A 24,317-nucleotide genomic window follows, 5' to 3' on the forward strand; every position below is an offset into this window, starting at 1 on the left:
ATCTGTACAACCGCTGTGGAAAGCGACAGAATACAATAACAATAAGCCTAGGTTTTTGTTAAAAGGCGAAAGAATCTATTGGATGGCCTATCTGTTTTTTTGATATCTAGCTGCAAATTTTTAATGGAGGAAAAATGTTAGAAATATTCGATGTAAGTTACACACTACTGTCGGAAAAAAAATCGGAAGAATTGTTTACGCTTAGGAAAGAAACGTTCAAGGACAGGCTTAATTGGGCGGTAAAATGTATTAACGGGATGGAGTTCGATCAGTATGATGATGATAATGCGACTTATCTTTTCGGTATAGAGGATGATCAAGTTATTTGCAGTTCTCGACTAATTGAAACGAAGTATCCTAATATGATTACCGGAACATTTTTTCCCTATTTTGAAAAAATAGATATTCCTGAAGGGAAATATATTGAGTCGAGTCGGTTTTTTGTAGATAAAGCGCGGTCAAAAACTATTTTAGGAAATTCTTATCCCGTTAGTACGATGTTCTTCTTGGCAACGGTGAATTACTCAAGGAGTAAAGGATATGATGGTGTTTACACTATTGTCAGTCACCCTATGCTTACAATACTGAAGCGTTCTGGTTGGAAAATTTCGATTGTTGAGCAGGGTATGTCAGAAAAGCAGGAAAGAGTCTATCTGCTTTTCTTACCTGTCGATAATGAAAGCCAGGATGTGCTAGTTCGTCGTATAAATCACAACCAAGAATTTGTTGAAAGTAAGCTACGAGAGTGGCCACTGTCTTTCGAACCTATGACTGAACCGGTCTGATGAGTTGTAGCTCGATGCCAAGTCTGATTGCATGTTTGGCATTTAATACGCCGAGTTTTTTTACAACATTGCCGATGTGAAATTTAACTGTGCCTGTTTTAATATCTAATATCAGTGCTATCTCCTGATAGGTTTTACCCATACTGGCCCAATAAAGGATTTCATTTTCCCGTTGAGAAAAAATATCTTTATCATTTGATCTTTCATCTTCTTTGCTTCTAATCATCTCTCTGTACAGAGAGATGGTTTCTGCATGAATATTCATCAACGTCATTTGTAACTTATCTTTATTACTCTCGATTACGTCATCGATGTTATTCACATTAGATTCATCAATCATAATTGATAGCATAACCAGATTATTGTTGTGGTCATGAAGAACAAAAGTGTAACCGTTGGTGATGTTATGCTCTCTGGATAAGTTAAATATCTTTGACATCTTCAGTTGTGTGCTGACAAGTAAATCTTCGTCCCAAGGGAAAGGGGTGATTTTATTAAGGGCTGCAATTACCACAGGATCAATTTGTTGATAGTTATTTGCTTGGTATATCTCTCGCCACTCGTCATGGTGATTGGAAATGATCAAAATTTCTGTTGGCTTCTTTTTATTTAACACCATGTAGGCATATTTGATGTCACCGTAGTGGCTTAATGCCGTATCGAATTGACTTTTTATTATCCTGCTTATAGTTTCATTGTTGTAGAATAGTTGCGACATCTCATGACCTCTGCCTGAAAATTCAACATCCTGTAATAGAAAAAGTATATACCCATCCCTATACGTATATCTATAGTAACCTATGCAGATAGCCTTAACTATACTTTAGTATAGCTTTTCTTTGAGATGAAAAAACATAAAATCTTACGACGTTGTTAAGGGCGTAAAGCAAAAGAAATAAACATCGCTCAGGATAAGCGTGATGATTGGCTGACATCAGGGAATGCTAATTAAGCAAGATTTATCAGTAATATAATAAAAATAATTTTTCTTTTCTATGGCCTGTATTGTTTTACAGGCCCATCAGGTTCTAATGACATTAGTTATATCAATGTGATGTTTTCACAAGCGGAATCTGCCTACTTTCATCCGCATTATTCCTCATCGATATTGTTATATTCCCACAGCCGATTGAAATGCATATCGTCCAGATTGCGGGCCGAATCCGTGTTACCTGCAAAGGGTCTAGCGGTAGTGGCAGCGGCTCCCCACGGTTGTTCTCTGTCATAGCTGGCATCAATCGTACTGTCGCGAATCACTAGCTGTCCGTTTGCTGTCTGGCCCGGCTGATATCCTGTGTGCCTTGCTCCCTGATCCCATGCGCGCCCCAATTTGGCCTTTTTTTCCCTGCTGAAGCCTTCGTCACCCGTAAAGCGACATTTCATTGCCAAAAACCCATACTGCGCCCACGGCATGCTGTCAGGTGCAAACACATGAATATCTTTTGCCCCACGGCTGGAAACGGTATGAAAGTGGACGCGATCGAATACCGCAGTCGCCCGGCCAAAAATGTAATCAACATCACCTTCAATGTAGCTGTCTTTAATGTAGGCGCGGCTGTAGCGGTCTGTGACGTACTCGTTGTGGAGATTACTGGTATTGACGAAAAATGTATCCTGACGCCCGATCAGATGAACTCTTTCAAGCTGTACTTTATCGCCGTCGGTGCGTAGCGCCACAGCCTGATGTGCGCGGCTATCTACCGAATCGAGCAATGAATTTACCACCGTCAGGTTCTTCATCTGGAAATTGTCGCTCTGCGACCAGACCACGGCGGCACAGAGAGTATCAATCGTCGCGTTCTGCTTTGACGCACAGAGATCGTACATGTACCAGGCAGGATCGCTGGGCTGATATTCACCGTGCGGGTTCACCGTTTTTCGGTAGGTTGCTGGTGAAAACATCGAATCCAGCGCGAGTTGAATCACCATGTCATCCGGTTGTTCTCCTGCGCCAAATAGCGTGAGCGGTGGCGAATCGGCGGGGAGGTAGACCGTGCCGACATAGCTGCCCGGGAGCACTTTAATATCAATGCGCGCCCGACCCTGCTGAGCCTGCAGCGCGGCGTTTACCGCCTGCTGGATATGAGTGTGCGTTGCGCCATCGACCCCGACCTGTGGCCCAACAACCCAAGGCGTCGCCGGATCGACCTCAATCGGTGCGGGTTGCCAGACATCAGCATGACCATCGTGTCCACGCAACGTAAAATAGTCCGGGAGCGTGAAGCGATCCGCTTCCTGCGCGGAAAGAATAGGGCGAGAAACTGTGCCGGGGTATGTCGTTTTTGTCATTACGCAATCCTAATAAAGAAGTCAGACGCTAATTCCCCTGATACCACGTCCAGATTTTGATCAGCAGTGCCGCTGACACACTCCAACACACGACCGCCGCGAGCAGCGCCTGTGGCAACTTCATCCACCCGGTAAAGTAATAAAGTGAGATGAGATAAGCCAGATAAGGAATAACAGACCAGATGCCAAACAGGATGGTTGTGCGTAGCGCGTCCAGTCCGCGTTCGGTGCCAACGATGTAATGTGCGATCAGGGCGAACGTGGGGAATAGCGGCACCAGCCCGGCAATATAATAGTTTCGGCTTTTCGCCAATACGCTGATGAGCAATACAATCAGAGCGCCGATAACAGATTTGATAAACAATGACATAAGTATGACTTCTGGCTTAATTAAGCATCGTGAATGAACAGAGAATAGCGAAAAAGTACCCGTATGGAATAGTGTGACCGCACAGCTTGAGATTTCAATTCGTGGCAATTTCGTTATTCTTAGCGGCAAAATGAAGAAATACTGTACATGATAACCTGCTCAGTACGGGTAAAACGATAACGAATCTGAAAAGGATTGATGTTGAAGACGCAAAGTCATGCATTTACTCAGGGGTTGGTTCCACTCAAGATTATTTCCACTGGCAGCGCGCTTCCTGCGCAGCGGGTGACCTCGGCTGAATTAGATGTGCGGCTAAATAAGCCCGCTGGTTATGTTGAAAGCCGTTCAGGCATTATCTATCGCCATCATGCCGATAATCATGCCAGCCAGGCTGAGCTTGGTGTGGCGGCGTTAAATGATGCGCTGACGCGAGGCGTTATTCCGCCAGCGTCAATCGATCTGCTGCTGTTTGCTTCCGCCATCCCGATTCAGGCGCTGCCTTATAGCGCCAGTCATTTATTAAAGGCATCGTCTCTGCCAAAAGGGACGGCCTGTTTTGATATTAACAGCAGCTGTGTCAGCTTTATTTCTGCCCTTCAGGTGGCCGCTGGCTTGCTAAATACCGGAGCCTATCGGCGCATTGCTATTGTCTCTACCGAACTGGCCTCACGCGGTATTGACTGGGATGACGAAGAATCGTCGCTGATTTTTGGCGATGGGGCCGCCTGTGCCATTGTCGAACGTGGTGATGGTCGCAGCGGGATTGCTGCATGTCTGCTGGAAACCTATCCGAAGGGTAATGAGCTGTGTCAGATCCGCGCAGGCGGTACGTTGCGTAACCCGCGAGCGGGGATGGAACTGCATGATTTTCTATTCCATATGCAGGGAAAACGGCTATTCAGACAGGCTTCTGCTTTGATTGAGGGCTATCTGCAACGGCTGTTGGATGCGAGTGGTTTCACGCTTGAGCAGATGGCTGCGGTGGTTCCGCATCAGGCCAGCCACCTGTCGCTGGAGCATATGCGTAAACGGCTGGCGATCCCGACAGAAAGATTGATTGATATTTACCGCTATCACGGTAATCAGGTGGCGGCCTCGATTCCGACGGCGCTGCACCATGCCATCGTGACGCAACGCCTGCCTGAAGGCGAACCCGCGATGCTGGTTGGTACGGCCGCTGGGCTGACGCTGGGCGGAATGGTACTGATTCCATGAAGGTCTTCGTCACTGGTGCAACCAGCGGGTTGGGGCGTAACGCGGTGGAATGGCTGCTTCAGGCTGGGCATCAGGTGCTGGCTTGTGGGCGCGATCGCACGGTGGGGCAACAGCTTGATATGCAGGGCGCGCAGTTTACCTGCATTGATTTGGTTGAAACGTCGGTAGAGCAGTATCGATCGCTGATGGCGGGCTGCGACGTGGTCTGGCACTGTGCGGCGAAATCATCGCCGTGGGGTCAATATGATGACTTCTATCAGAATAATACCGAGGTAACGGCGCGGCTGGCTGAGGCTGCCGGACAATTGGGTATCCCGCGTTTTGTCCATATCTCCACGCCTGCGATTTACTTCGATTATCAGCACCACCTGAATATTGATGAAAGCTACCGCGCAGCACGCTTCGCCAATCACTATGCGCAGACAAAATTTCTGGCGGAAGAACGACTTCATGCGCTGACGTCGCGCTATCCGCAAACGACCTATGTAATTCTGCGACCGCGTGGCCTGTTTGGTCCGCATGACCGCGTGATCCTGCCGCGTGTTCTGGAGCAGATCGCGGTGGGCGGCGGTGTGCTACGGCTCCCGCGCGGCGGCGAGGCGCTGCTGGATCTGACATTTGTCGGCAACGTGGTGGAAGCGATGGCGCTGGCTAGCCAGCGAACGGGATTAGTTTCTGGCTCGGCGTACAACATCACCAATCATGAACCCGCACGCCTTGCAGACATGCTTGCGCAACTGCTGGTTGGGCAACTGGGGATGCATTATCGCGTCAAAGCGGTGCCGTATCCGCTGTTGCATGCGGTAGCGGGGGGGATGGAGTTGTTCTCGCGGTTTAGCCGGAAAGAGCCGTTGCTGACGCGCTACAGTGCGGGCGCGGTGAATTTCGATATGACGCTCAGCGCGGAAAAAGCGCAGCAAGAGCTGGGATATCAGCCGCGTTTCTCCCTCCAGCAGGGCATCGAATTAACCGGTAGCTGGTTCAATACCCACCTTGCACAGCGGAGTACTGACGGACATGGCTAATATTTCGACGTTTGAAGTAGGGTACTGCCTGCATCCGGGTTGCATGGCGCTGCGTGGAGCAGGCTGGAAGGTGTGCCGTTTTCCGGCGCGGGTCTGGATGCTGGAAAGTCACGGCAAGCGCTGGCTGTGGGACACCGGTTATGCCCAGCATTTTACCGACGCCACGCGTTCCGGCCTGTTTCAACTGTACCGCAGAATGACGCCGGTGCATTTCGAGACGAAAGACGCGCTGATTCATCAGCTACACGCGCAGGGCATTCAGCCTGCCGACATCGACGGCCTGATTATTTCCCATTTTCACGGTGACCATATCGCGGGGCTGCGGGATTTCCCTGCCGTGCCGTTTATCTGTTCGGCGCTGGGCTGGCAGCAGACGCGGAATTTGCGTGGTTTCGCGGCCTTGAAGCGAGCGTTTGTGCCTGCGCTGATCCCTGAACATTTTGAGCAGGCGCTCCAGTTTGTCGAAAACTTCCCGCTTACCGACCTGCCTGCGGCGCTTGCGCCGTTTACGCAAGGTTATGCGTTGCCGGGGAGCGACAAAGAGATCGTGCTGGTGCCGTTGCCCGGCCATGCAGTCGGGCACCTCGGCGCGTTTGTGCTGACCGAAACCGGCTGGGTGCTGTTGGCAAGCGATGCCGCCTGGTCGCCGCACAGCTATCGCGAAGGTCGCGGGCCGTCGCGCTTGGCGAATCTGGTGATGGACGATCCAAAAGCCTATTACCAAACGTTAGATCAACTGCATCAGTTGCATCTGAACGGGCAGGTTGAGATTCGGCTGTGTCATGAGGGCGACCTATGATTCCGCTGATGACGATCTGGCACTATTTGCGTGCCAGACGCCTGAGTTTTAGCACTCGTCAGGCGCTTGAACGCCATCAACAGCGTCAGCTTTCTCGTTTCGCGCGGCGAGTGCTGGCGCGTAGCCCCTATTTTCGTCCTTACTGCAATCTCCCGATCACGTCCTGGCCGATGATGGATAAAGCCGTGATGATGGCTGAATTCGATCGGATGAATACCGCCGGGCTTAAGCGGGACGACTTGCTCGCCTGTGCGCGCCGCAGTGAAGACGATCGGGACTTTACGCCGAATGTGAACGGGTTCAGCGTCGGGCTGTCGTCCGGCACCTCCGGTCAGCGCGGGTTGTTTGTCGTCAGCCCGCGCGAACAGCAGATTTGGGCCGGAGGCATGTTGGCTAAAATGCTGCCGGACGGTTTACGCGCCGGTGAACGCGTGGCGCTGTTTCTGCGGGCGGATAACAACCTCTATCACAGCGTCGATAATCGCTGGCTCAGCCTGTCGTTTTACGATCTCTTCGCGCCGTTTACTGAACATTTTTCTCGTCTGGAAACGTGGTCACCGTCGATTATCGTCGCACCCGCGCAGGTGCTGCGTGAGCTGGCGTTAGCGGTACAACGTGGTGAGCTGAACCTGTCGGTCAAAAAGGTGATTTCCGTGGCCGAGGTGCTGGAACCGCAGGATAAGCAGCTGTTACAGCAGGTCTTCGGGCAAGTAGGGGAAGTGTATCAGGCGACGGAAGGCTTTCTGGCATCGACCTGTGAACACGGCACGCTACACCTCAACGAAGAATTTATTCACATTGAGCCGCAGTGGTTGGATGACGAACGCTTTACGCCCGTCATTACTGATTTCACCCGCAGCACGCAGCCGATTGTGCGTTATCGGCTGGATGATGTGTTGGTGAAGCAAAAAGCGCCCTGTGCGTGTGGCCGAGTGACGATGGCGATAGCCCGTATCGAAGGGCGCAGTGATGACAGCCTGTGGCTACCGAGCAACAGCGGTGAACCTCAGACCGTGTTTGCGGATCTCTGTAGCCGGGTGATTGCCAATGCGCTGCCATTGCATGCCGACTATCGGCTGGTACAGCACGGAGAAGCGGCGCTGCATTTATCCGCCGCGTGTAGCCTGCCGGAACTGGAAGCCTGTCGGGACAGTTTGTCGCAGCAGTTTGTGTTGCAGGGGATTGATACGTCGCGGCTACGGTGGCAGTTAACTGCCAGTGAGATCGCGCCAGAATTCACGCAAAAGCGCAGACGTATTACCCGCCTGAAGGAGGAAGCATGATGCGATTTCCTCAAAGAACGATGCTATTGCGGCTGAAAGCGCTGCTCTTCGGCTGGGGGGCGGTCGGCGTGGTGTATCAACTGAGCGCACAGTTTCAGGGGCAAGGAACGGTGTTATCGCCTTCGATGGTTGATGAATGGATTCCCTTTAACGCCTCGGCTATCTGGCTGTATCTCTCCTTTTTCATCATCATTCCACTGTCTTACTTATCCTGCCCGATTACACGCTTGGCTGGATTACGCCGTGCAACGCAGCTTACCGCGTTGATTGCGGGCGCGGTGTACCTGATTTTTCCGACTACGATGGTGTATCCGCAAGTCGTCGGGGACGATATCTCCGCCCGTCTGCTACAGCTTTTACAGCGTATCGATTCGCCGCAAAACTGCCTGCCGTCGCTGCACATTGCGCTAACGGTTCTGGCGGTGTGGGCGATGAGCGATAGTCAGCAAAAGGTGAAAACGGGTCTGTATCTTCTGTGGGGTGCGGCGATTGCCTTTTCCATCCTGCAACTGCGCCGACACCTGTTCATCGATCTGGTGACTGGAGCGATGCTCGCAGGAATCGTCGGATGGATCTTTCTGCGTAGCCGGGAGACGGTGAAGGCCATTTCCCCATCGACGCTGCCCAACGATAAGCGCCATCAGGAATGAATTCATGATTGATTTAGCATTACCGATAGTCTTCATGCTGGTTGTGGTGATTGGCGAAGCGCTGGTTTTACAGTGGATGCAGCGCGAGAAGGTGAACTGGCATGACGTGGTTTTCAACCTGAATTCAGGGCATATCATGCTGTGGCTCTTTCGCAGCGTGGAAATTTTTTGCTATGGCTATGTCGCGGCGCATTTCAGTTTTGGCTGGGTGGAAACCTGGCCGCCGGTGCTGATGTGGTTGTTCGCGATACTCGCCTGGGATTTTGGTTTTTATTGGCTACACCGCCTGCACCATACCTTTGGCGTGCTGTGGGCGGTGCATGTGGTTCATCATCAGGGTGAACATTTCAATCTGTCGCTGGGCGTGCGTAACTCCTGGTATTCCTCGCTGACCTCGATTCCGTTTTTCCTGATTCTGGCGTTGCTCGGTGTTCCGCTGTACGTGTTCGTCACCGTTTCCATCCTGCATTACAGCGTCCAACTCTTTAACCATAACGCGATGACGCCCAAACTGGGCTGGCTGGAAAAGGTGTTGGTTACGCCAGCACACCATCGTGTACACCATGTGAATAACCGTGCGTACGCCGATAAGAACTTCGGTGGCACCTTCATTTTTTGGGACAAGTTGTTTGGCAGCTTTTGTCCGCAGTTACCTGACACGCCTTTCCGTTACGGCGCAGGCAAAGAAACGCCATCGGAAAACCCGTTCTTGGCCAGTAACCTACCGTTTATGTCGTATCTGAAATTGTCAGTACGCCGCACGCGTCAGGCGACGTTTCACTGTACGCCGATGGCGTTAATCGCTGGGTCGATGCTGCTATTTTCGTTGGTGGTGGGCTACGTCTACCTGTATGGCTACGGCTATGATTCCGCCAACCTGTCACAGGCGGCGCTCTTCCTGCTGCTGGTGGCGGGGGCGGTCGCGCTGGGCGGCATTTCTGAAGGGCGACGGTGGGGCATTTACGTCTGGCTGCTGGTGGTACTGTTGTTTCCTGCCGTGTTTCTTGTCTATCTGGGCTGGGAAGCGCTCTACTGGAAAATAGCGATGCTGATGTTGGCATTGCACGGGCTTGCAATGATGGTCGGCTGGGGCCAGCGCCCTATTGCCGTGGGGGAATGAAAATGAATGATGCGCTTCCCGCGAAGCTGTACCCCGCGAAGGGTGAACAGGCTTTTCATCGGGCATTACAGCGAGAAACGTCGGCCTATCTTCGTGCTAACCACGATCATCGCTTTGCCGATCGCGGTCAGTTTGTGAAGGCCGGATTACTCTTTTTATGCGGCATCGTCTGTTATGTCCTTTGTTTAGTGCAGCAGGCAGCATGGGCATTCTTCCTGAGCTATTTTTCTTTCATCATGCTGTCGATGTTATTGAATATCATCGTTAATCATGATGCGTCCCATAATACTTTTTTCCGCAACCACACGCTTAACCGCGTGGTTGGGCGAATAGTGACGCTGCCATTAGGCATCGATCCTGACTATTGGCGTTGGCGTCATGTGGACTTCCACCATCTTTATCCGAATGTGGAGCATTACGATCTGGATACGGAAGAGAATGGTGTTTTCCGCCAAACGCCTTTTCAGCGTCACCGTTCCTATATGCGTTATCAGCATCTTTACTGGCCGCTGGTAGCGGCGTTCTCGCTCCCCTACATCGCCTGGATCTTTGATTGGGCCGATCGCTTGGGTAAAACGCCCGTGAACGCCCGCGTAGCACAATCAGGCCGAGATGGGTGGTCGATTTTTATCGGCAGTAAAATCGGCCATATCTTGCTGGTGCTGGTTATTCCCATCTTGGTGGGAGGCGCACACGGCATTAGCCCCGGTATCGTGCTGTTAAGCTACGTGTTCGGGCAAATGTTGGCATCGCTATTGGTGGTGTTTTTACTGCTGGGTACGCACTGGGCTGAGGCTGAGTTTTATGCTGTCGCTGACGCAGAGAACATGCCTCAAGGCTGGTATCAGCATAACTTTGCGACCGCCTGTGACTGGCTGCCGACGCCGCGCTGGCTTGGGCACTGGACGGGAGGACTGAATTTACATCTGACACATCATCTTTTCCCAGGATGGCATCATCGCCATTACCCCGCACTCGCCGCTATTTTACGGCGCATTGCCGCCGAACATGGTATGAATTACCGCTGCATTACCTATCGTGAGCTGCTGGATAGCCAGCGTCGGTTTCTAAAATCGATGGGTGAAGGTTACGATCGGCGTACTGCGCAACGTACCGAGCAATCCCGCTCAGAGGAAGAATGATGCTCGCACCGTTGAAACCTCTACGTTATGAACAAGGCCGCGATCTGGCATTGCATCGGGCGTTGATGAAGGCGGCGAATGCGTATCTGGCAGAGACGGGCGATCACCGTTTTGCCAATGCGGGGTTTATCGGCAAGATGCTGTTTCTGGTGGCGCTGTGCCTGACGTTTTATGGTTTCAGTCTCCGGCAAACGACGCTGTTGGGTTTTGCTGGCTGCTACTTTGCCTTTATTTTTACCGCCATGTTTCTGGCGGTGAATGTGGTGCATGATGCGTCCCATAACGTCTTTTTCCGGCGGCCGTGGGCGAATAACCTGCTCAATATTGTGGTGAGTATTCCGCTCGGTATGGATTCCGACTGCTGGCGAGTGCGGCATGTGATTTTTCATCATGCGCACGTGAATGTGCAGCACTACGATCTGGATATCGAAGAAAACGGCGTCTTGCGCCAATCGCCCTACCATCGGTTTCGCTTTTTTATGCGCGCTCAGCGCTACTACTGGCCAATGGTGGCGTCGCTGACATTTCCCTGCATCATCTGGTTTTTTGACTGGCTCGATCGTGCGGGGAAAACGCAGGTGACGCGCAATATGACGTTTCAGGGTGCTCAGGGCTGGGGCGTTTTCCTGTTATCCAAAGTGCTGCATGCTCTGTTGGCGCTGGCGATCCCCTACTGGCTTTTGTCTCCGACGCCCATCAGCTTCGGCTCGCTGTTGTTGGTTTATCTGCTGAGCCAGATGTTGTCATCGCTGATTTTTGTCGTCCTGATTTTGGGGTCACATTGGGCAAAAGGGACGTTTTATCAAGCACCGGAAGACGGCCTATTCAAGCATGGTCGCTACCAGCATGCCTTTTCCACCACGGTAGATTGGCATACCCGGCCCGCATGGCTGGGTTACTGGCTGGGGCAGCTCAATATGCACCTGACTCACCATCTTTTCCCCAACTGGAATCACCGGCACTATCCTGCGCTATCCAAAATTATTGCGGACGTTGCCCCGCGTCATGGCATTAATTATCAATGCATTACGCTAAAAGCGATTTTGGTTGAGCAACAGCGCTTTCTTAAAAAAATGGGAACAGGACGCTAAAAATAGCCTGTTATCCATTTTTATCAATGCCTGAGATTGGTCATGGGCGGGGCGTTGCCGTCTCAACGATTTTCTCTGGTATGCCATAGCCGCAGCACATAGACTGTCGCATCAAGGATTTCATAACGAACCTCGTATTCCCCAACTAAAATCCGCCTAACCTCGCGTGGATCGAACTGGAACAACTACTCTCCAATACGTGGATTGGTGATCAGAGTGGTCGGGGGCTGGGTTGACGCCTGTATCACTCGTGTCGCAGCAGGTTGATTAGCCAGAGCCAGAAATTCATACCAGCGTGACAAATCTGATAGCGCCTTGCTGACCCACTTAACTTCCATCAACGCGGCACTGGCAGTTGCGGGTCGGTACCAAGACTGCCAGCCCAAGCCTGCACTGCTTGGTGAGCGATAACTTGCCCCGCATCCACGTCTGCTAATGCCTCTTGGGTCAGTCGGTCTCGTTCCTCCTCTTGGGCGATCCAAGCGGAAAGCGCCTGTTTCATGATCCAGCCGCGTGAGCGTTCAAGCCGAGCTGCCATCTGGTCAATTTTGTCAGCCATCGGTAGTGGCACGTGTGCTGTCAGTACTTTGGTGGTTGCTTGTGTCATGTTGCTTTTCATTTACCGACTCCAAATTATTCAATTTGATTCAAAATTAGTCATAGTGATTTACATTAAATCAATCAAGATAGTGTCACTTTGAACTGCACCCTATTATCAGGATGTACCTATCAAAAACAGGCAATTTCACCGTTCAAATCACAGTCTCTATGTATTCCCACGTCTCAGTCGGCAAGCTCGCCATCCAAATCTCCAATACTTTGCAAAAGTGTTACGTCAGGCGTTCTCATCATGACTTTTTTGCCACTTGCTAGACTGAGATGGCAGCGATGAAAAGGTAAATGCAGTGCAGATCGCGCAGCATGGCAAAACTTCACAAAAAAGACGTGTTTTTTTAACAACTCGTCTAAACAACTCGTTTATACGCTAAATAATTCGAGTTGCATGAAGGCGGCGACACAGTGAATCCCCAGGAGCTTACACCAGTAAGTGACTGGGGTGAGCGAGGAAAGCCAACGTACATGCGGCTTGAAGTATGACGGGTATATCACTTTGGAGACGCCTGACATGAGCACCACCCAGAAACGTATGTACATCAACGGTGAGTTTGTTGAAAACAGAAGCGGGAAGTGGATTGACGTAGTGAACCCGGCGACCGAGCAGGTCATTTCACAGATCCCAGAAGGCTCCGCTGACGATGCAAAAAGAGCGATTGATGCGGCAGAAGCTGCACAGCCGAGCTGGGAAGCGCTGCCTGCGGTTGAACGCGGCGTTTGGCTACACAAGATAGCCGCCGGTATTCGCGAGCGCGAAGCCGAACTGACCGACACCATCATTGCGGAAGGCGGTAAAACCCACGGTCTGGCGCAGACGGAGGTGTTGTTCACCGCCGACTATCTGGATTACATGGCCGAGTGGGCGCGCCGTTATGAAGGCGAGATTATTCAGAGCGACCGACCGAATGAAAATATCTTCGTCTTTCGTAAAGCGATTGGCGTCACGACCGGTATTCTGCCGTGGAACTTCCCCTTCTTCCTGATTGCACGTAAGGCCGCTCCTGCGCTGATTACCGGCAATACCATCGTCATCAAACCGAGCGAGATCACGCCGAATAATGCAGTGATTTTCGCCGAAATCATTCACAAAATTGGCCTGCCGAAAGGCGTCATCAATTTTGTTACCGGCTACGGCCCTACGGTAGGGCAAGAGCTGGCCGGTAACCCGAAAGTGGGCATGGTCAGCCTGACTGGCAGCGTGGCGGCGGGGATTGCCACCATGACGGCAGCAGCGCAGAACGTCACGAAGGTGTCGCTGGAACTGGGCGGCAAAGCGCCAGCCATCGTGATGGATGATGCCGATCTCGATCTGGCCGTTAAAGCGATTGTCAGTTCTCGCGTCATTAACAGCGGGCAGGTGTGTAATTGCGCCGAGCGCGTTTACGTGCAGAAAGGCATTTACGATGAATTTATCATCCGTATTAAAGCCGCCATGGAACAGGTGACCTTCGGCAACACGGGGGAGAAAAAAGCGCTGGATATGGGGCCGTTAATCAGTGCTGCGGCGCTACAGCGTGTAGAAGACAAGGTCGCTAAAGCGGTATCGCAGGGCGCGAAGGTGTTGCTTGGCGGCAAGTCTGAAAGCGGTACGGGGTATTTCTATCCGCCGACGCTGCTGGTAAACGTGACGCAAGAGATGCCAATCATGCACGAAGAAGTGTTTGGCCCGGTGCTGCCAGTGGCGACCTTTGACACGCTGGAAGAGGCGATTGCGATGGCGAACGACAGTGAATATGGCCTGACATCGTCGATCTATACTCAAAACATCAACACCGCGATGAAAGCGCTAAAAGGGCTGAAGTTCGGCGAAACCTACATCAACCGTGAAAACTTCGAGGCGATGCAGGGCTTCCACGCGGGCTGGCGTAAATCCGGCGTGGGTGGCGCGGACGGCAAGCACGGCTTGCAGGAATACCTGCAAACGCATGTCGCGTACCTTCAATTTCACTAAAAGCAGCTTCACTAAAGTCATGCCGATCGTTTAAGCATCGAGATACACGGGGCGACCACAGGGGTGAGGCGTCCCTGCGGGAATCTCCCCTGTGTTTCCCAAATAACAGGCTTAAGCGAACAGCACGAATTCCACTTACTGTAACAGTGGCACAAACCAGAAGAAGGATGGGAAAGGACGATGATCATCTCTGCTTCAACGGACTATCGGGCAGCGGCGCAGCGTAGGCTGCCGCCGTTTCTTTTTCACTATATTGATGGCGGTGCGTATGGCGAGCACACGCTCAGGCGTAATACCGCCGATCTGGCAGATATCGCACTGCGTCAGCGTATCCTGAAAAATATGTCCGACCTGAGTCTGGAAACGCAGTTGTTCGGTGAAAAACTGGCAATGCCGGTGGTGCTGGCTCCCGTTGGTCTGACCGGTATGTACGCCAGACGCGGCGAGGTACAGGCGGCTCGTGCGGCGGCACAGAAAGGGATTCCGTTTACCTTATCCACGGTTTCAGTCTGCCCGATTGAGGAAGTCGCACCTGCCATCGATCGCCCGATGTGGTTCCAGCTTTACGTGTTAAAAGATCGCGGCTTTATGCGTAGTGCGTTGGAGCGTGCGCAGGCTGCAGGGGTGAAAACGCTGGTGTTTACCGTGGATATGCCGACGCCGGGTGCGCGTTATCGCGATGCGCATTCTGGTATGAGCGGGCCGAATGCGGCAGCGCGCCGTATGTTACAGGCCGTGACTCATCCACAATGGGCGTGGGATGTCGGCCTGAACGGTAAGCCGCACGATTTGGGGAACGTCTCCGCTTATCGTGGCAAACCCACGACGCTCGAAGACTACATCGGCTGGCTGGCGGCGAATTTCGATCCCTCCATTTCCTGGCAAGATTTAGCATGGATTCGCGAGTTCTGGAAAGGGCCAATGATCATCAAAGGCATCCTTGACCCGGAAGATGCCAAAGAAGCGGTCAGGTTTGGCGCAGACGGCATCGTCGTCTCCAATCACGGCGGTCGCCAGTTGGATGGCGTGCTGTCGACGGCACATGCTCTACCTGCCATCGCCGATGCGGTAAAAGGCGATATCACCATTCTGGCGGATTCCGGTATTCGTACCGGGCTGGATGTGGTGCGCATGATTGCGCTGGGCGCGGATGGCGTAATGCTCGGACGCGCGTTTGTCTACGCGCTCGCGGCGGCGGGCGAGGCGGGTGTGGTTAATCTGTTGAACCTGATCGAAAAAGAGATGCGTGTGGCGATGACGCTCACCGGTGCTAATTCCATTGCCGACATTACCACTGATTCATTGGTGCAGGTTACGCAGCGGCGATTGGACGGCCTGTAAGCGCGAATCAGACGGTGAGAGTGATCCTCTCGCCGCGTTTCCTAATGGCTTTTGTTGGGGGATGGCTTTTTCCTGTATTGCAAATGCCCCACTTCGTTCTATATTTCGAGAGCAGATTGAACGAAGGGGAAATCGTTGTGAATATTAAAGGGCTCACGAAGGGATTCTTCATCCTTATCTTGTTTGTCGTCACGCTGGCGTTTTTTGACATCTTGGCGCCATATTATTCCGCCATTTTATGGGCGGCAGTGTTGGCCATCATCTTCCATCCGCTGAAAAGCAAGATTCGGCAAAAATTAAACGATCGCAACGGGTTGGCCTCGCTGCTGACCGTCTTGATCATCTTTCTGATTGTGTTCATTCCATTGGGGATCATTGTTTCCTCACTGGTGGTTGAAATTAACGGGGTTTACACCCGATTACAGGATAGCAATACGCAATTCCCTGTGGTGCTGGCGGAGCTGTTTCAGCATCTACCGAAGTGGGCACGGCATTTCCTGACAGAACACAATCTGGATAACGCCGCCAAAATACAGCAAGAGCTTTCTCAGGTAGCGCTGAAAGGCGGGCAATATCTGGCGGGAAGCGTGCTCCTGATCGGCAAAGGAACATTCACCTTCTTCATTGGTTTTGGGGTGATGCTTTACCTGCTCTTCTTCCTTTTGAAGGACGGTTCCTATCTGGTGAACCTGATTCTGGAATCGCTACCGCTTTCTACCCATGTTAAGCATCACCTGCTAGTGAAGTTTGCCGCCGTATCGCGGGCGACCGTGAAAGGCACCGTGGTCGTGGCGATTGTGCAGGGGACACTGGGCGGTATTGCGTTCTCCATCGCAGGGATAGAAGGTAGCCTGCTGTGGGGCTCGCTGATGGCGTTCCTGTCGCTGATCCCCGCTGTGGGTTCGGCGATTATCTGGGTGCCTGCCGCTATCTTCCTGTTCGCGACGGATATGCTCTGGCAAGCCATCTTCATTGTCGCGTTCTTTGTGCTGGTGATTGGGGTGGTGGACAACATTCTGCGTCCGCTGCTGGTGGGGAAAGACACCAAAATGCCGGATTACCTGATTCTGATCGCCACGTTGGGCGGCATGGAAATCTACGGCATTAACGGTTTTGTGATTGGCCCGCTGATTGCTGCGCTGTTCATCGCTTGCTGGAACATCCTCTCTGGGCGTGATAATCAGGAAAATATCGAAGGTATCAGCGAAGATTTTATCGAAGAAGGGCGTCAGCATCCGAATGTGGTAAAACCGGAAGAGAGTGAGGTGCTAGAGGGTCAGGTAGTGGAAGGCCAGAGCGTTGAACGTAAGACCACGGAGTAAGTTTGCTGTCTGGTCGTGAGTCAGAGGGATCTGCTTCGGCGGATTCCTCTTACGTCCAAATCTCTTGTCCCTCGGGCGTGATCCACACGACGCCTGCGGGCGCTTTGGCGAAGAACCACAGGCCAAATTCATCTACATCATCAAATTCATCGTCGGAGACGTCAGATGGAAAGGCTTCCCGGAGTTGATCGATCTGATATTTCGGTTCGCCCCGCAGATATTCTCCCTTGCTGGCAAGCCTGATTTTTCCTGCGACGATGAGGTGCTCTAGCAGATCGAAAAACAGCGTCTGACGCTGTGTGTACGTTCTGGGATTTTCCCGACACTCCACTGCAATATGTTGCCATATTGCGCCCATCGACAGCCCGTATGCGCTAGTCGTGACTGCATCAAAAATGTCGTTGTCGTTCATCTTCCCTCCTGTTTTTCAGAAGCTCACGTTTCTACCGTGTAGGGTCATAGGCATTGACCTCATGGCTCCACGGAATCGTGCGATCGTCAACCGCGACGTGCCATTCACAGTGCGTAAGAGCACCGCGAATCTCGGATAAACACTGGCACCAGTGCTGTACGCCAATCCAGATTGCTTCTTCCTCGTTGTCGGGAAGTTTGGTTGAACCGGAGAGCACGATCCCTTTCCTAAAGACGTTACCGATTTTCACATTGAGGGCGAAATCAAAGGATTCCCAGTTCAGGCCTGTACCCGTCGTCAGATATTTCTCAATTTGGTCATTAACAGAATGGCGTTGGACGATCTCCTTCACGGCAGATATCTCTTTCTGGCTCAGGGATTTTTTACGTCGAGCGGTGTAATAGAGAGAAATTGCCACGTTGCCTCGTTCGTCAAGAGTGTTTAAGGTGAGGAAAATACGGCTTGAATTCTCGAATAAAAAACGGCGTAAAATAATCAGGAAGTTCTGATTTTATAAAGGTAAGGGATGGTTATGTTGGGAAAAATTCTTCTGATTGGGGTGAGTGCGGCATTACTCAGCGGGTGCTCGGTCGCAACGTACAGCAATAAGTTGGAGGACTATCAGGGAACGGATCGTGTTGGTATGACGTTTGATAACCGTAACCTCGACTATATTCGCGTTTATCCGAATACTGATAGATGCATTAATATTGATGCGCCAGAAAATGGCTACACCAATAATGCGATTGGGTTCCAAACTAAACTCAATAATAAAGAGCTCGGCTTCCCTGAAATTCCCGAAACACCAACAATGATTCGTGAGTTTTGGGTCAGTGCGAAAAACAATATCGCGGTTAGAATGATTGCAGGCAATGGCGGATTCAGAACCGTGACGTTTAAGCCCGTGGTCGGGAATTACTACTATATCACTGGCGAATTTGCCGGGCCTTATTCGGCACGACGCCTTGAGGTTTATGAAGTCTTCAAGACTGAAAAAGGCTACTACGACCGCCGACTTGTCAAAGATTTGATGCTGAAAAACTGCGGCCAATTCACGTCCAGAATGCAGAAATTTTAATTATTAGGTTTCGGCCAGATACGCCAACTTATCTGGCCGCTCCTACCGTGGTTACGTCAGCTGTTTTCCTGAGAACGTACCGGCATACCAGGCATCCATCACCGATAGCAGATTTTTCACTTCATCGATGGTCAGGCCGTAGAAATCCGCATTTTCACCGGGCTTAACGACGAGCAGAGGAATATCGGCACGGGTGTGTAGATAATCGAACTGATATTGCACTTCTCTGTTGTCGTACAGACTGCCGCCAACGTTTCCGGCTTTGCGTAGCTGGGTAATCTGTTTATCTTTTGCGGCTGGATCTTCCGTCCAAATCAGGAAATCACGCAGCGGCTGCGTCTGCCGTGCAAAATCATCGCGGGTAAAGCCGAAATAGGCATATTCGGTTCTTACCACTAATGCAATTTTGCTCTTATCGTCGGATATTCTGACGTTAAAAGATCGCTTATTCACCGTACAGTCGCGGAATTTAGGTTTGTAATCGCAGGCGGAAAGGTTGTTGGTTTCATACACTTCATAAAGACGCATCGTGGCGTATTTATCGAAGGTAGTGATCGCCTGGCAGCCTGTTAAGGCAAGAAGCATGAAGGGGAGGACGAGATAACGCATGGCGGTTGTTTTTCCCTGTTTTCACTGGTGTGCTAACAGCATTCGATCACGCTGATATAATCTGAGCAATACTTAATAATATTGCCATCGTTCGTTATCAATGCCAGACCTTCTATTTTCGCCTGAGAGACTAACATTCGGTCAAACGGGTCTTGGTGCATTTCGGGTAAGTCAGCGAGGTTATAGGCGTGAGTTGCATGCATCGGAAGCTCAAGATAATCTGCTGATAATAAACCTTTTGTTATAGCCTCAGCATCAATACTAAAACTGGGTTTGTTTAGAGCAGTTTTGATTGCTATTTCTTGTATGCTGACCGAAGAGAAGTAAAAACGGTTATTATCATCGGAAAGAATGGCAATTGCCTCGCTGCTAAGTTTTTCCGGTTCTCCTGCTAGCCAAATTAACGCGTGCGTATCTAACAAGTAGCTAGTAGAGCGCCGCTTTGGGGCATCGTCCTTGTTGATTGTCATCATTATTTTCCATTAAACATGTCGATAATTTCTTCTTTATTCAAATCATTAAAATTCTCTGGGGCTGAAACTTGGCCCTTCATGAAACCAATACGTGGCGTTTTCTCGGTCACGGTAAGAGGGACGATCTTAGCGACGGGTTTACCGTTGCGGGCGATAACATAGGACTCTCCCGTTTCTGATACATGATTGATGATTTTGGAGAAATTGGTCTTTGCCTCGTAGAGATTGATTTTTTGCACGTGTCCTCCGAAGATTTGGTCAGAATCTTAAAAAAAGTTGGTCTATATGAATCTAGTCTACTGGTCATTTAAGAGTTGGTCAATCTATGACCGATTAAAGTGTGGGTAGATATTTTGTGTCGCTTTCATCGACCGATAAAATAGGACTGTATTCCCATTTTTGGCGCCATTATAGGAATACAGTCCCATGTTGCTTGATTTTTGCTCTTCGCTACATTGATTACCTGATAATGTGGGACTATATTCCCATTAATGGGTTAATACTGGGAATATAGTCCTACTTTGGTGTGAGGTTGATGATGGCCAAGCGAGATATGTACAGGGTGCTGTTTCCAAAGCAACGAAAGATCCTGACCACGTTTGGTGAGGATTTACTGCTTGCTGTCAAACGTCGTGGATTCACTAAAAAAATGATCTGCGATCGCACGGGATTTGATAACAAAACCGTCAATAAAGTCTTCTCTGGCGATCCGGGCGTGGCGATTGGGACTTATCTAAAGGTGATGGCCGTACTGGGTATGGAAGATAACTTTGCCAAACTTGCGGCTCACGATGAAGTCGGCATGAAGTTACAGAACATCAAGCTGTTGGAGGGCACAAAATGAGCCGCTCCATCGTTGAGGTTTATGCATCCTGGATGCCTATTGATACCCCTCTGTTAGTGGGGCATTTGACGTTTGCAGAAAGCAGCCGTGGCGGTGTGTTTAGCTTTGCTTACGACAAACATTTTTTGGCATCCAACTATCGTTTGCAGATCGACCCCTTATTGGCATTGCACCGTGGGGAGCTTTATAACGACTCGGCAGATAAAAATTTCCGTGCCTTTCTGGATTCATCTCCCGATCGTTGGGGGCGCATTTTGATGCAGCGACGCGCGGCAATTGAATGCCGTAAAGGCATACGAGCGAGCGCGAAACTGACGGAGTTGGATTATCTTCTTGGAGTTCACGATACCTATCGAATGGGCGGTATTCGTTTTAAGACGGCGGCGTCGCAAGATTTTTTAGACAATAACACCGAGTTTTCCGCTCCACCGATGACATCGTTACGTGAGTTGGAACAGGCAGCGATGAACATTGAACGGGATGACAACATCGACAGCGATGATTATTACCGTTGGCTCAAGATGCTGATATCTCCAGGATCCTCACTGGGGGGAGCAAGACCCAAAGCGTGTGTGACCGATTCAGAGGGGCATCTATGGATTGCCAAATTTCCCAATCAGAACGACACATTTGATGTGGGTGCTTGGGAAATGGTGTGTTATCAGCTCGCGTTGGCTGCGGGTGTCGATATGTATCCGAGTGAAATACGCAAATTTTCGGCTGAACACCACACTTTCCTGACTAAGCGCTTTGACCGCGTAGGTGATAAACGGATTCATTTCTCATCGGCGATGACGCAACTGCAATATTATGACGGTGAGCAATCTGACGGCGCTAGCTATCTGGAGATAGCAGAGTTTTTAAGTAATAGTGGTGCGCAAACCAAAGCCGATCTTGCCCAGCTATGGCGCAGAATTGTGTTTAATATTGCGGTGTCCAATACAGACGATCACCTCAGAAATCATGGTTTTTTGCTCGCCGATAAAGGCTGGAAGTTATCTCCGGCATACGATTTAAACCCGATAGTGGGTAAACATGGCTTGCATCTCAACATCACCGATACCGCTAACGAACTCGACTATACACTGGCCTTCGAGGTGATCGATTTCTTCCGCTTAAGCCGCGAGGACGCCACTTGCATCTATGATGATGTCATGGGTGCAGTAAAAGGGTGGCAAACTGTCGCAAGCCGTCTGGGTATCAGCCGCAACGAGCAACTTACCAAACAAGAGGCGTTTAATGTGTAGCGCTGGTCGGTTTATTGGCGTGTTTCTATAAGGACAGAATAGCGGTAGTGTCTCTATATTGAGTAGAGATAAGGACAAAATTCAAGTTAATAAGGACATTTTATAAAAAATTTGTCCTTATTAGGCTCTGATAGGGACAGTTTTAGGCTAGATTTGCCGTGTGAACAGATGAAATATGTTCGCTGAGTATGACCAATACCGGAATCAAATGCGCGCAGGTGTTGAGGTAAGAGCTAATTTGTTGAAGGTGCTCTGTGACGGTTTCTGTGACCAGCGATTTGCTCAGGTACTGTAAACCGTGGCATAGCCCTTCAACCGACTCTGCGGCGATTGCGCTGAGATCGTCACGTTGAGCACGACTAAGGTGATCAATGGGTAGCGAAGCAATTAGGTCTTGGAAAATAGTAATGGAACTCTCTGTTACGGCAGCATTTGTAATGGTCATTGGCGATCCTCCTTGAAAGTTAGTGTCACCAATTGTCGATGCTTTTTACGGGTTCAGATACTACGAGTTTCGTAGCCATTGACTTGGTAGTCATAGAAATTAAAAACGCTCTGAAAACAGGGTGTTTTGGCAGTTAGTGGAGCAGGCTGGAAGTTATTCGATGTTTGAATCTTAATATCGAATTATCAGTTTTATTATTAATAATGGTGGAAGAACAGAACGAATTTATGTTCATGATAAAAAGGAACATGACGCAAACAGGCTGATAAAACCCTCAATAATCGCCAAGAAAAACGGCTGTCGATTATACTAGAATTTGTTTTAAAGGGTATCCTTTAAACGATAACTTGTGTGATTTTTTCAATTAAAAAATCACACAAAAATAAAGGGTGTTGTATTTTAAACTCTCACCTGAGAGCGTATTATATCTATGCAATAGATACTACGGATCTGTACCGTAGAGTGGGATTTTTTTTGTATGGAGGCATGATGTCCAATCTTATTTATCTTAGCATTACCGGGGAAAAGCAGGGACTGATATCAGCAGGGTGTTCATCGCTGGATTCTATTGGAAACAAGTATCAATCCGCACATGAGAATGAAATTTTTGTTTATGAGTTGGTGAATAACATTAGTCGGGAAGAAAATATTTCTCTTCTTCCTGTAGAAATCAGAAAACCAATTGATAAAGCTACACCATTGTTCGCTCAGGCAATAAATGATAAGGAAAAACTGGAGTGCGTTTTTTCTTTCTATAGAACGGCTCAGTCTGGTGGAAATGAACTTTATTTTAAGATGAAGCTTCGGGATGCGCTTATCAGCAACATCCGTTTTTTCTATCCTAACTCGCTGACACATAATGAGGTTCAGCCACAGGAAAGCGTATCATTCAAATTTGCTTCTATTGAATGGGAGCATGTTATTGCGAGAACTAGCGCATACATGCTTTGGCAGAATGTAGCTTACTGATAATATTAAAGGCCGATTTACTTTCGGCCTGATTTTTTTGAAAAGAATTTTACGTCAACATAAACAATAATGACAATCGAAAGAATAGTCAGTTTTCCCCAATGCTCAGGGATGAATTCGTAGAATAAAACACCTAAACCAATTATTAACGCCATCGTGGTATAGGTGTTAATAAATTCTTTAACTGCATAAGAAAGTATTTTCTTTAAACTCATTTTTTTAGAATTCCGTTTATTGCTTCTGTTATATCGATTTTGTCATAGGGATTTCTTGGCACATAGGGGGATAGGCGTTCTTCAAATACGAAATACAACATCTCAACCTGCATAGCATAGAGAGACCAGTATAGCTCTGGGCATACATCATGTAGGTGTCGTGCAGACATCGCGGCCTTCTGAACCTTGCCATGAAAAGTGAGAGCACTTAATCACTATCAGTGAATATTTATTAATCGATCGGCGAATTGACAGTGAAAAATTTAACGAAGATGCAATATGTTTTGCAAGCAGATAAGCAACTGACATTTTTATTGCTCTGTTTGTCGTCATATCTGATGCTATTGATACACCTAATATAGCTTTAGCTATTAATTTTTGCTCTCTTTCTTCGGTGTCTTTTAATAGAAGTTTTATATACTCAACTAAAATGTCAATAATTACATCTCTTCTTTTGTATATTTGCTTTATAGCAAGATACATTCTTCCATTTTCGGATTTTAATTGCTGGCAATCGTCATTGTATTTCTCTATAAGACAAGATGAATACCATGTTGCCCTTTCTATTCCGCTATATAAGTCAGAGGTAATGCTTGCGGTGTTTTCTTTAAACTTATGTACAATGCTATCTAAGTGAGTGGCGAGAACTCTTTCTGATTCCATTTTGTATTTTAAATATTCTGATAACTGCATGTTACGTCCCTTTTATTAGGCTGGTTCTCTCCCTTTATGCAGGCAGTTTACCCGAATAACTGGCAATATTTCAATGTTATTGCGAGAACAAACGCATACATGCTTTGGCAGAATGTAGCTTACTGATAATATTAAAGGCCTATTTACTTTCGGCCTGATTTTTTTGAACCATATTTAATATTAATAAATATGATTATGGCAATTGAAAGCAACATCAGTTTCATCCAATGCTCTGGAATAAACGAGACATAAAAAAACCATAATGCAATGGTTATAATAACTAAAACTTCAGTGATTATGAAATTTTTTATCATATATACTAGCATCTTTTTTA

The 24,317-nt window shown here is 49.3% G+C and carries 28 protein-coding genes and 2 pseudogenes; 16 read left to right on the plus strand and 14 right to left on the minus strand.

Annotated elements, in window-relative coordinates:
* Positions 1-134: 134 nt before the first annotated feature.
* Positions 135-785, plus strand: a complete 651-nt coding sequence (locus DCX48_14075; protein ID QXE15555.1) for an acyl-homoserine-lactone synthase — start codon at positions 135-137, stop codon at positions 783-785.
* Here the strand turns inward: DCX48_14075 and DCX48_14080 are convergent.
* From DCX48_14080 to DCX48_14090, 3 genes are all read right to left on the minus strand, one after another.
* Positions 766-1,503, minus strand: a complete 738-nt coding sequence (locus tag DCX48_14080) for a LuxR family transcriptional regulator (protein QXE15556.1) — start codon at positions 1,501-1,503, stop codon at positions 766-768. The two genes, DCX48_14075 and DCX48_14080, sit on opposite strands and share 20 nt — an antisense overlap.
* Before the next feature lie 374 nt (positions 1,504-1,877).
* Positions 1,878-3,074: a putative acyl-CoA thioester hydrolase gene (locus tag DCX48_14085; protein QXE15557.1), complete on the minus strand. Its 1,197-nt coding sequence runs from the start codon at positions 3,072-3,074 to the stop codon at positions 1,878-1,880.
* A 28-nt stretch (positions 3,075-3,102) separates the two neighbouring features.
* Positions 3,103-3,444, minus strand: coding sequence for a GlpM family protein (locus DCX48_14090; protein ID QXE15558.1), 342 nt, complete (start codon positions 3,442-3,444; stop codon positions 3,103-3,105).
* Between the two features lie 198 nt (positions 3,445-3,642).
* Here DCX48_14090 and DCX48_14095 point away from each other — a divergent pair, with 198 nt between their 5' ends.
* The 8 genes from DCX48_14095 to DCX48_14130 are packed head-to-tail and all read left to right on the plus strand — an operon-like array spanning position 3,643 to position 11,769.
* Positions 3,643-4,659, plus strand: coding sequence for a ketoacyl-ACP synthase III (locus DCX48_14095; protein ID QXE15559.1), 1,017 nt, complete (start codon positions 3,643-3,645; stop codon positions 4,657-4,659).
* Positions 4,656-5,684: an NAD(P)-dependent oxidoreductase gene (locus DCX48_14100; protein QXE15560.1), complete on the plus strand. Its 1,029-nt coding sequence runs from the start codon at positions 4,656-4,658 to the stop codon at positions 5,682-5,684. The genes DCX48_14095 and DCX48_14100 overlap by 4 nt, the downstream gene beginning before the upstream one ends.
* Positions 5,677-6,483: an MBL fold metallo-hydrolase gene (locus DCX48_14105; protein QXE15561.1), complete on the plus strand. Its 807-nt coding sequence runs from the start codon at positions 5,677-5,679 to the stop codon at positions 6,481-6,483. The genes DCX48_14100 and DCX48_14105 overlap by 8 nt, the downstream gene beginning before the upstream one ends.
* On the plus strand, positions 6,480-7,766 hold the full coding sequence (locus tag DCX48_14110; protein QXE15562.1) for a CoF synthetase: 1,287 nt from the start codon (positions 6,480-6,482) through the stop codon (positions 7,764-7,766). The genes DCX48_14105 and DCX48_14110 overlap by 4 nt, the downstream gene beginning before the upstream one ends.
* Positions 7,766-8,416 carry an inositol phosphorylceramide synthase gene (locus DCX48_14115; GenBank protein ID QXE17248.1) on the plus strand — a complete coding sequence of 217 codons (651 nt, stop codon included), beginning with the start codon at positions 7,766-7,768 and terminating at the stop codon, positions 8,414-8,416. Before DCX48_14110 ends, DCX48_14115 begins: the two co-directional genes overlap by 1 nt.
* A 4-nt stretch (positions 8,417-8,420) precedes the next feature.
* Positions 8,421-9,536, plus strand: coding sequence for a sterol desaturase family protein (locus DCX48_14120; protein QXE15563.1), 1,116 nt, complete (start codon positions 8,421-8,423; stop codon positions 9,534-9,536).
* 2 nt (positions 9,537-9,538) lie between these two features.
* The gene (locus DCX48_14125; GenBank protein ID QXE15564.1) at positions 9,539-10,678 is read left to right on the plus strand and encodes an acyl-CoA desaturase; all 1,140 of its coding nucleotides are present in this window, start codon (positions 9,539-9,541) and stop codon (positions 10,676-10,678) included.
* Positions 10,678-11,769, plus strand: a complete 1,092-nt coding sequence (locus tag DCX48_14130) for an acyl-CoA desaturase (GenBank protein ID QXE17249.1) — start codon at positions 10,678-10,680, stop codon at positions 11,767-11,769. Before DCX48_14125 ends, DCX48_14130 begins: the two co-directional genes overlap by 1 nt.
* Before the next feature lie 62 nt (positions 11,770-11,831).
* Here the strand turns inward: DCX48_14130 and DCX48_14135 are convergent.
* A pseudogene (locus DCX48_14135) lies at positions 11,832-12,107 on the minus strand (type II toxin-antitoxin system RelE/ParE family toxin).
* The gene (locus tag DCX48_14140) at positions 12,107-12,388 is read right to left on the minus strand and encodes a ribbon-helix-helix protein, CopG family (protein ID QXE15565.1); all 282 of its coding nucleotides are present in this window, start codon (positions 12,386-12,388) and stop codon (positions 12,107-12,109) included. Before DCX48_14140 ends, DCX48_14135 begins: the two are co-directional and overlap by 1 nt.
* A 507-nt stretch (positions 12,389-12,895) precedes the next feature.
* Here DCX48_14140 and aldA point away from each other — a divergent pair.
* The 3 genes from aldA to DCX48_14155 all read left to right on the plus strand — a co-directional run bounded on the left by aldA (position 12,896) and on the right by DCX48_14155 (position 16,998).
* Entirely contained in the window at positions 12,896-14,335 is a 1,440-nt protein-coding gene (gene aldA / locus DCX48_14145) for an aldehyde dehydrogenase (protein QXE15566.1), read from the plus strand.
* A gap of 180 nt (positions 14,336-14,515) precedes the next feature.
* Positions 14,516-15,676, plus strand: coding sequence for an alpha-hydroxy-acid oxidizing protein (locus DCX48_14150; protein ID QXE15567.1), 1,161 nt, complete (start codon positions 14,516-14,518; stop codon positions 15,674-15,676).
* A gap of 137 nt (positions 15,677-15,813) precedes the next feature.
* Positions 15,814-16,998, plus strand: coding sequence for an AI-2E family transporter (locus DCX48_14155; GenBank protein QXE15568.1), 1,185 nt, complete (start codon positions 15,814-15,816; stop codon positions 16,996-16,998).
* A gap of 49 nt (positions 16,999-17,047) precedes the next feature.
* On the opposite strand, the gene DCX48_14160 is transcribed toward DCX48_14155, so the two are convergent.
* Both DCX48_14160 and DCX48_14165 read right to left on the minus strand, forming a co-directional pair.
* Positions 17,048-17,410 carry a DUF596 domain-containing protein gene (locus DCX48_14160; protein ID QXE15569.1) on the minus strand — a complete coding sequence of 121 codons (363 nt, stop codon included), beginning with the start codon at positions 17,408-17,410 and terminating at the stop codon, positions 17,048-17,050.
* Between the two features lie 31 nt (positions 17,411-17,441).
* Positions 17,442-17,762: a hypothetical protein gene (locus DCX48_14165; GenBank protein QXE17250.1), complete on the minus strand. Its 321-nt coding sequence runs from the start codon at positions 17,760-17,762 to the stop codon at positions 17,442-17,444.
* A 174-nt stretch (positions 17,763-17,936) separates the two neighbouring features.
* On the opposite strand from DCX48_14165, the gene DCX48_14170 reads away from it, so the two are divergent.
* The gene (locus DCX48_14170; protein ID QXE15570.1) at positions 17,937-18,488 is read left to right on the plus strand and encodes a hypothetical protein; all 552 of its coding nucleotides are present in this window, start codon (positions 17,937-17,939) and stop codon (positions 18,486-18,488) included.
* A 51-nt stretch (positions 18,489-18,539) separates the two neighbouring features.
* Here DCX48_14170 and DCX48_14175 read toward each other — a convergent pair whose 3' ends face one another.
* From DCX48_14175 to DCX48_14185, 3 genes are read right to left on the minus strand one after another with little or no spacing between them, the layout of a single operon-like run.
* The gene (locus tag DCX48_14175; protein ID QXE15571.1) at positions 18,540-19,097 is read right to left on the minus strand and encodes a hypothetical protein; all 558 of its coding nucleotides are present in this window, start codon (positions 19,095-19,097) and stop codon (positions 18,540-18,542) included.
* Between the two features lie 32 nt (positions 19,098-19,129).
* A complete protein-coding gene (locus DCX48_14180; protein QXE17251.1) occupies positions 19,130-19,567 on the minus strand; it encodes a type II toxin-antitoxin system VapC family toxin in 438 nt (145 codons plus the stop codon).
* Between the two features lie 2 nt (positions 19,568-19,569).
* Positions 19,570-19,809, minus strand: a complete 240-nt coding sequence (locus DCX48_14185; GenBank protein QXE15572.1) for a type II toxin-antitoxin system prevent-host-death family antitoxin — start codon at positions 19,807-19,809, stop codon at positions 19,570-19,572.
* 299 nt (positions 19,810-20,108) lie between these two features.
* Between DCX48_14185 and DCX48_14190 the strand changes: the two genes are divergently transcribed.
* Both DCX48_14190 and DCX48_14195 read left to right on the plus strand, forming a co-directional pair.
* Entirely contained in the window at positions 20,109-20,414 is a 306-nt protein-coding gene (locus DCX48_14190; protein QXE17252.1) for a transcriptional regulator, read from the plus strand.
* Positions 20,411-21,661 carry a type II toxin-antitoxin system HipA family toxin gene (locus DCX48_14195; GenBank protein QXE15573.1) on the plus strand — a complete coding sequence of 417 codons (1,251 nt, stop codon included), beginning with the start codon at positions 20,411-20,413 and terminating at the stop codon, positions 21,659-21,661. The genes DCX48_14190 and DCX48_14195 overlap by 4 nt, the downstream gene beginning before the upstream one ends.
* 142 nt (positions 21,662-21,803) lie before the next feature.
* On the opposite strand, the gene DCX48_14200 is transcribed toward DCX48_14195, so the two are convergent.
* Positions 21,804-22,106: a hypothetical protein gene (locus DCX48_14200; GenBank protein QXE15574.1), complete on the minus strand. Its 303-nt coding sequence runs from the start codon at positions 22,104-22,106 to the stop codon at positions 21,804-21,806.
* Positions 22,107-22,595: 489 nt separating this feature from the next.
* On the opposite strand from DCX48_14200, the gene DCX48_14205 reads away from it, so the two are divergent.
* Complete coding sequence (locus DCX48_14205; protein QXE17253.1) at positions 22,596-23,075, plus strand: Hcp family type VI secretion system effector; 480 nt, start codon at positions 22,596-22,598, stop codon at positions 23,073-23,075.
* A 17-nt stretch (positions 23,076-23,092) separates the two neighbouring features.
* On the opposite strand, the gene DCX48_14210 is transcribed toward DCX48_14205, so the two are convergent.
* The 3 genes and pseudogenes from DCX48_14210 to DCX48_14220 all read right to left on the minus strand — a co-directional run bounded on the left by DCX48_14210 (position 23,093) and on the right by DCX48_14220 (position 24,309).
* Positions 23,093-23,290 carry a hypothetical protein gene (locus DCX48_14210; GenBank protein QXE15575.1) on the minus strand — a complete coding sequence of 66 codons (198 nt, stop codon included), beginning with the start codon at positions 23,288-23,290 and terminating at the stop codon, positions 23,093-23,095.
* Positions 23,287-23,983, minus strand: a pseudogene (locus DCX48_14215) (hypothetical protein). The gene DCX48_14210 and the pseudogene DCX48_14215 overlap by 4 nt, the downstream one beginning before the upstream one ends.
* 143 nt (positions 23,984-24,126) lie before the next feature.
* Positions 24,127-24,309, minus strand: coding sequence for a hypothetical protein (locus tag DCX48_14220; GenBank protein QXE17254.1), 183 nt, complete (start codon positions 24,307-24,309; stop codon positions 24,127-24,129).
* Positions 24,310-24,317: the final 8 nt, after the last annotated feature.

The sequence above is a fragment of the Pectobacterium atrosepticum genome (assembly GCA_019056595.1).
Lineage (GTDB): Bacteria > Pseudomonadota > Gammaproteobacteria > Enterobacterales > Enterobacteriaceae > Pectobacterium > Pectobacterium atrosepticum.

Excerpts from the sequence above, each read along its gene's own strand:
- DCX48_14075 (QXE15555.1), top strand. The coding sequence starts at position 135 with ATGTTAGAAATATTCGATGTAAGTTACACACTACTGTCGGAAAAAAAA.
- DCX48_14080 (QXE15556.1), bottom strand. The coding sequence starts at position 1,503 with ATGTCGCAACTATTCTACAACAATGAAACTATAAGCAGGATAATAAAA.
- DCX48_14085 (QXE15557.1), bottom strand. The coding sequence starts at position 3,074 with ATGACAAAAACGACATACCCCGGCACAGTTTCTCGCCCTATTCTTTCC.
- DCX48_14090 (QXE15558.1), bottom strand. The coding sequence starts at position 3,444 with ATGTCATTGTTTATCAAATCTGTTATCGGCGCTCTGATTGTATTGCTC.
- DCX48_14095 (QXE15559.1), top strand. The coding sequence starts at position 3,643 with ATGTTGAAGACGCAAAGTCATGCATTTACTCAGGGGTTGGTTCCACTC.
- DCX48_14100 (QXE15560.1), top strand. The coding sequence starts at position 4,656 with ATGAAGGTCTTCGTCACTGGTGCAACCAGCGGGTTGGGGCGTAACGCG.
- DCX48_14105 (QXE15561.1), top strand. The coding sequence starts at position 5,677 with ATGGCTAATATTTCGACGTTTGAAGTAGGGTACTGCCTGCATCCGGGT.
- DCX48_14110 (QXE15562.1), top strand. The coding sequence starts at position 6,480 with ATGATTCCGCTGATGACGATCTGGCACTATTTGCGTGCCAGACGCCTG.
- DCX48_14115 (QXE17248.1), top strand. The coding sequence starts at position 7,766 with ATGCGATTTCCTCAAAGAACGATGCTATTGCGGCTGAAAGCGCTGCTC.
- DCX48_14120 (QXE15563.1), top strand. The coding sequence starts at position 8,421 with ATGATTGATTTAGCATTACCGATAGTCTTCATGCTGGTTGTGGTGATT.
- DCX48_14125 (QXE15564.1), top strand. The coding sequence starts at position 9,539 with ATGAATGATGCGCTTCCCGCGAAGCTGTACCCCGCGAAGGGTGAACAG.
- DCX48_14130 (QXE17249.1), top strand. The coding sequence starts at position 10,678 with ATGCTCGCACCGTTGAAACCTCTACGTTATGAACAAGGCCGCGATCTG.
- DCX48_14140 (QXE15565.1), bottom strand. The coding sequence starts at position 12,388 with ATGAAAAGCAACATGACACAAGCAACCACCAAAGTACTGACAGCACAC.
- aldA (QXE15566.1), top strand. The coding sequence starts at position 12,896 with ATGAGCACCACCCAGAAACGTATGTACATCAACGGTGAGTTTGTTGAA.
- DCX48_14150 (QXE15567.1), top strand. The coding sequence starts at position 14,516 with ATGATCATCTCTGCTTCAACGGACTATCGGGCAGCGGCGCAGCGTAGG.
- DCX48_14160 (QXE15569.1), bottom strand. The coding sequence starts at position 17,410 with ATGAACGACAACGACATTTTTGATGCAGTCACGACTAGCGCATACGGG.
- DCX48_14170 (QXE15570.1), top strand. The coding sequence starts at position 17,937 with ATGGTTATGTTGGGAAAAATTCTTCTGATTGGGGTGAGTGCGGCATTA.
- DCX48_14175 (QXE15571.1), bottom strand. The coding sequence starts at position 19,097 with ATGCGTTATCTCGTCCTCCCCTTCATGCTTCTTGCCTTAACAGGCTGC.
- DCX48_14180 (QXE17251.1), bottom strand. The coding sequence starts at position 19,567 with ATGACAATCAACAAGGACGATGCCCCAAAGCGGCGCTCTACTAGCTAC.
- DCX48_14190 (QXE17252.1), top strand. The coding sequence starts at position 20,109 with ATGGCCAAGCGAGATATGTACAGGGTGCTGTTTCCAAAGCAACGAAAG.
- DCX48_14195 (QXE15573.1), top strand. The coding sequence starts at position 20,411 with ATGAGCCGCTCCATCGTTGAGGTTTATGCATCCTGGATGCCTATTGAT.
- DCX48_14200 (QXE15574.1), bottom strand. The coding sequence starts at position 22,106 with ATGACCATTACAAATGCTGCCGTAACAGAGAGTTCCATTACTATTTTC.
- DCX48_14205 (QXE17253.1), top strand. The coding sequence starts at position 22,596 with ATGTCCAATCTTATTTATCTTAGCATTACCGGGGAAAAGCAGGGACTG.
- DCX48_14210 (QXE15575.1), bottom strand. The coding sequence starts at position 23,290 with ATGAGTTTAAAGAAAATACTTTCTTATGCAGTTAAAGAATTTATTAAC.
- DCX48_14220 (QXE17254.1), bottom strand. The coding sequence starts at position 24,309 with ATGCTAGTATATATGATAAAAAATTTCATAATCACTGAAGTTTTAGTT.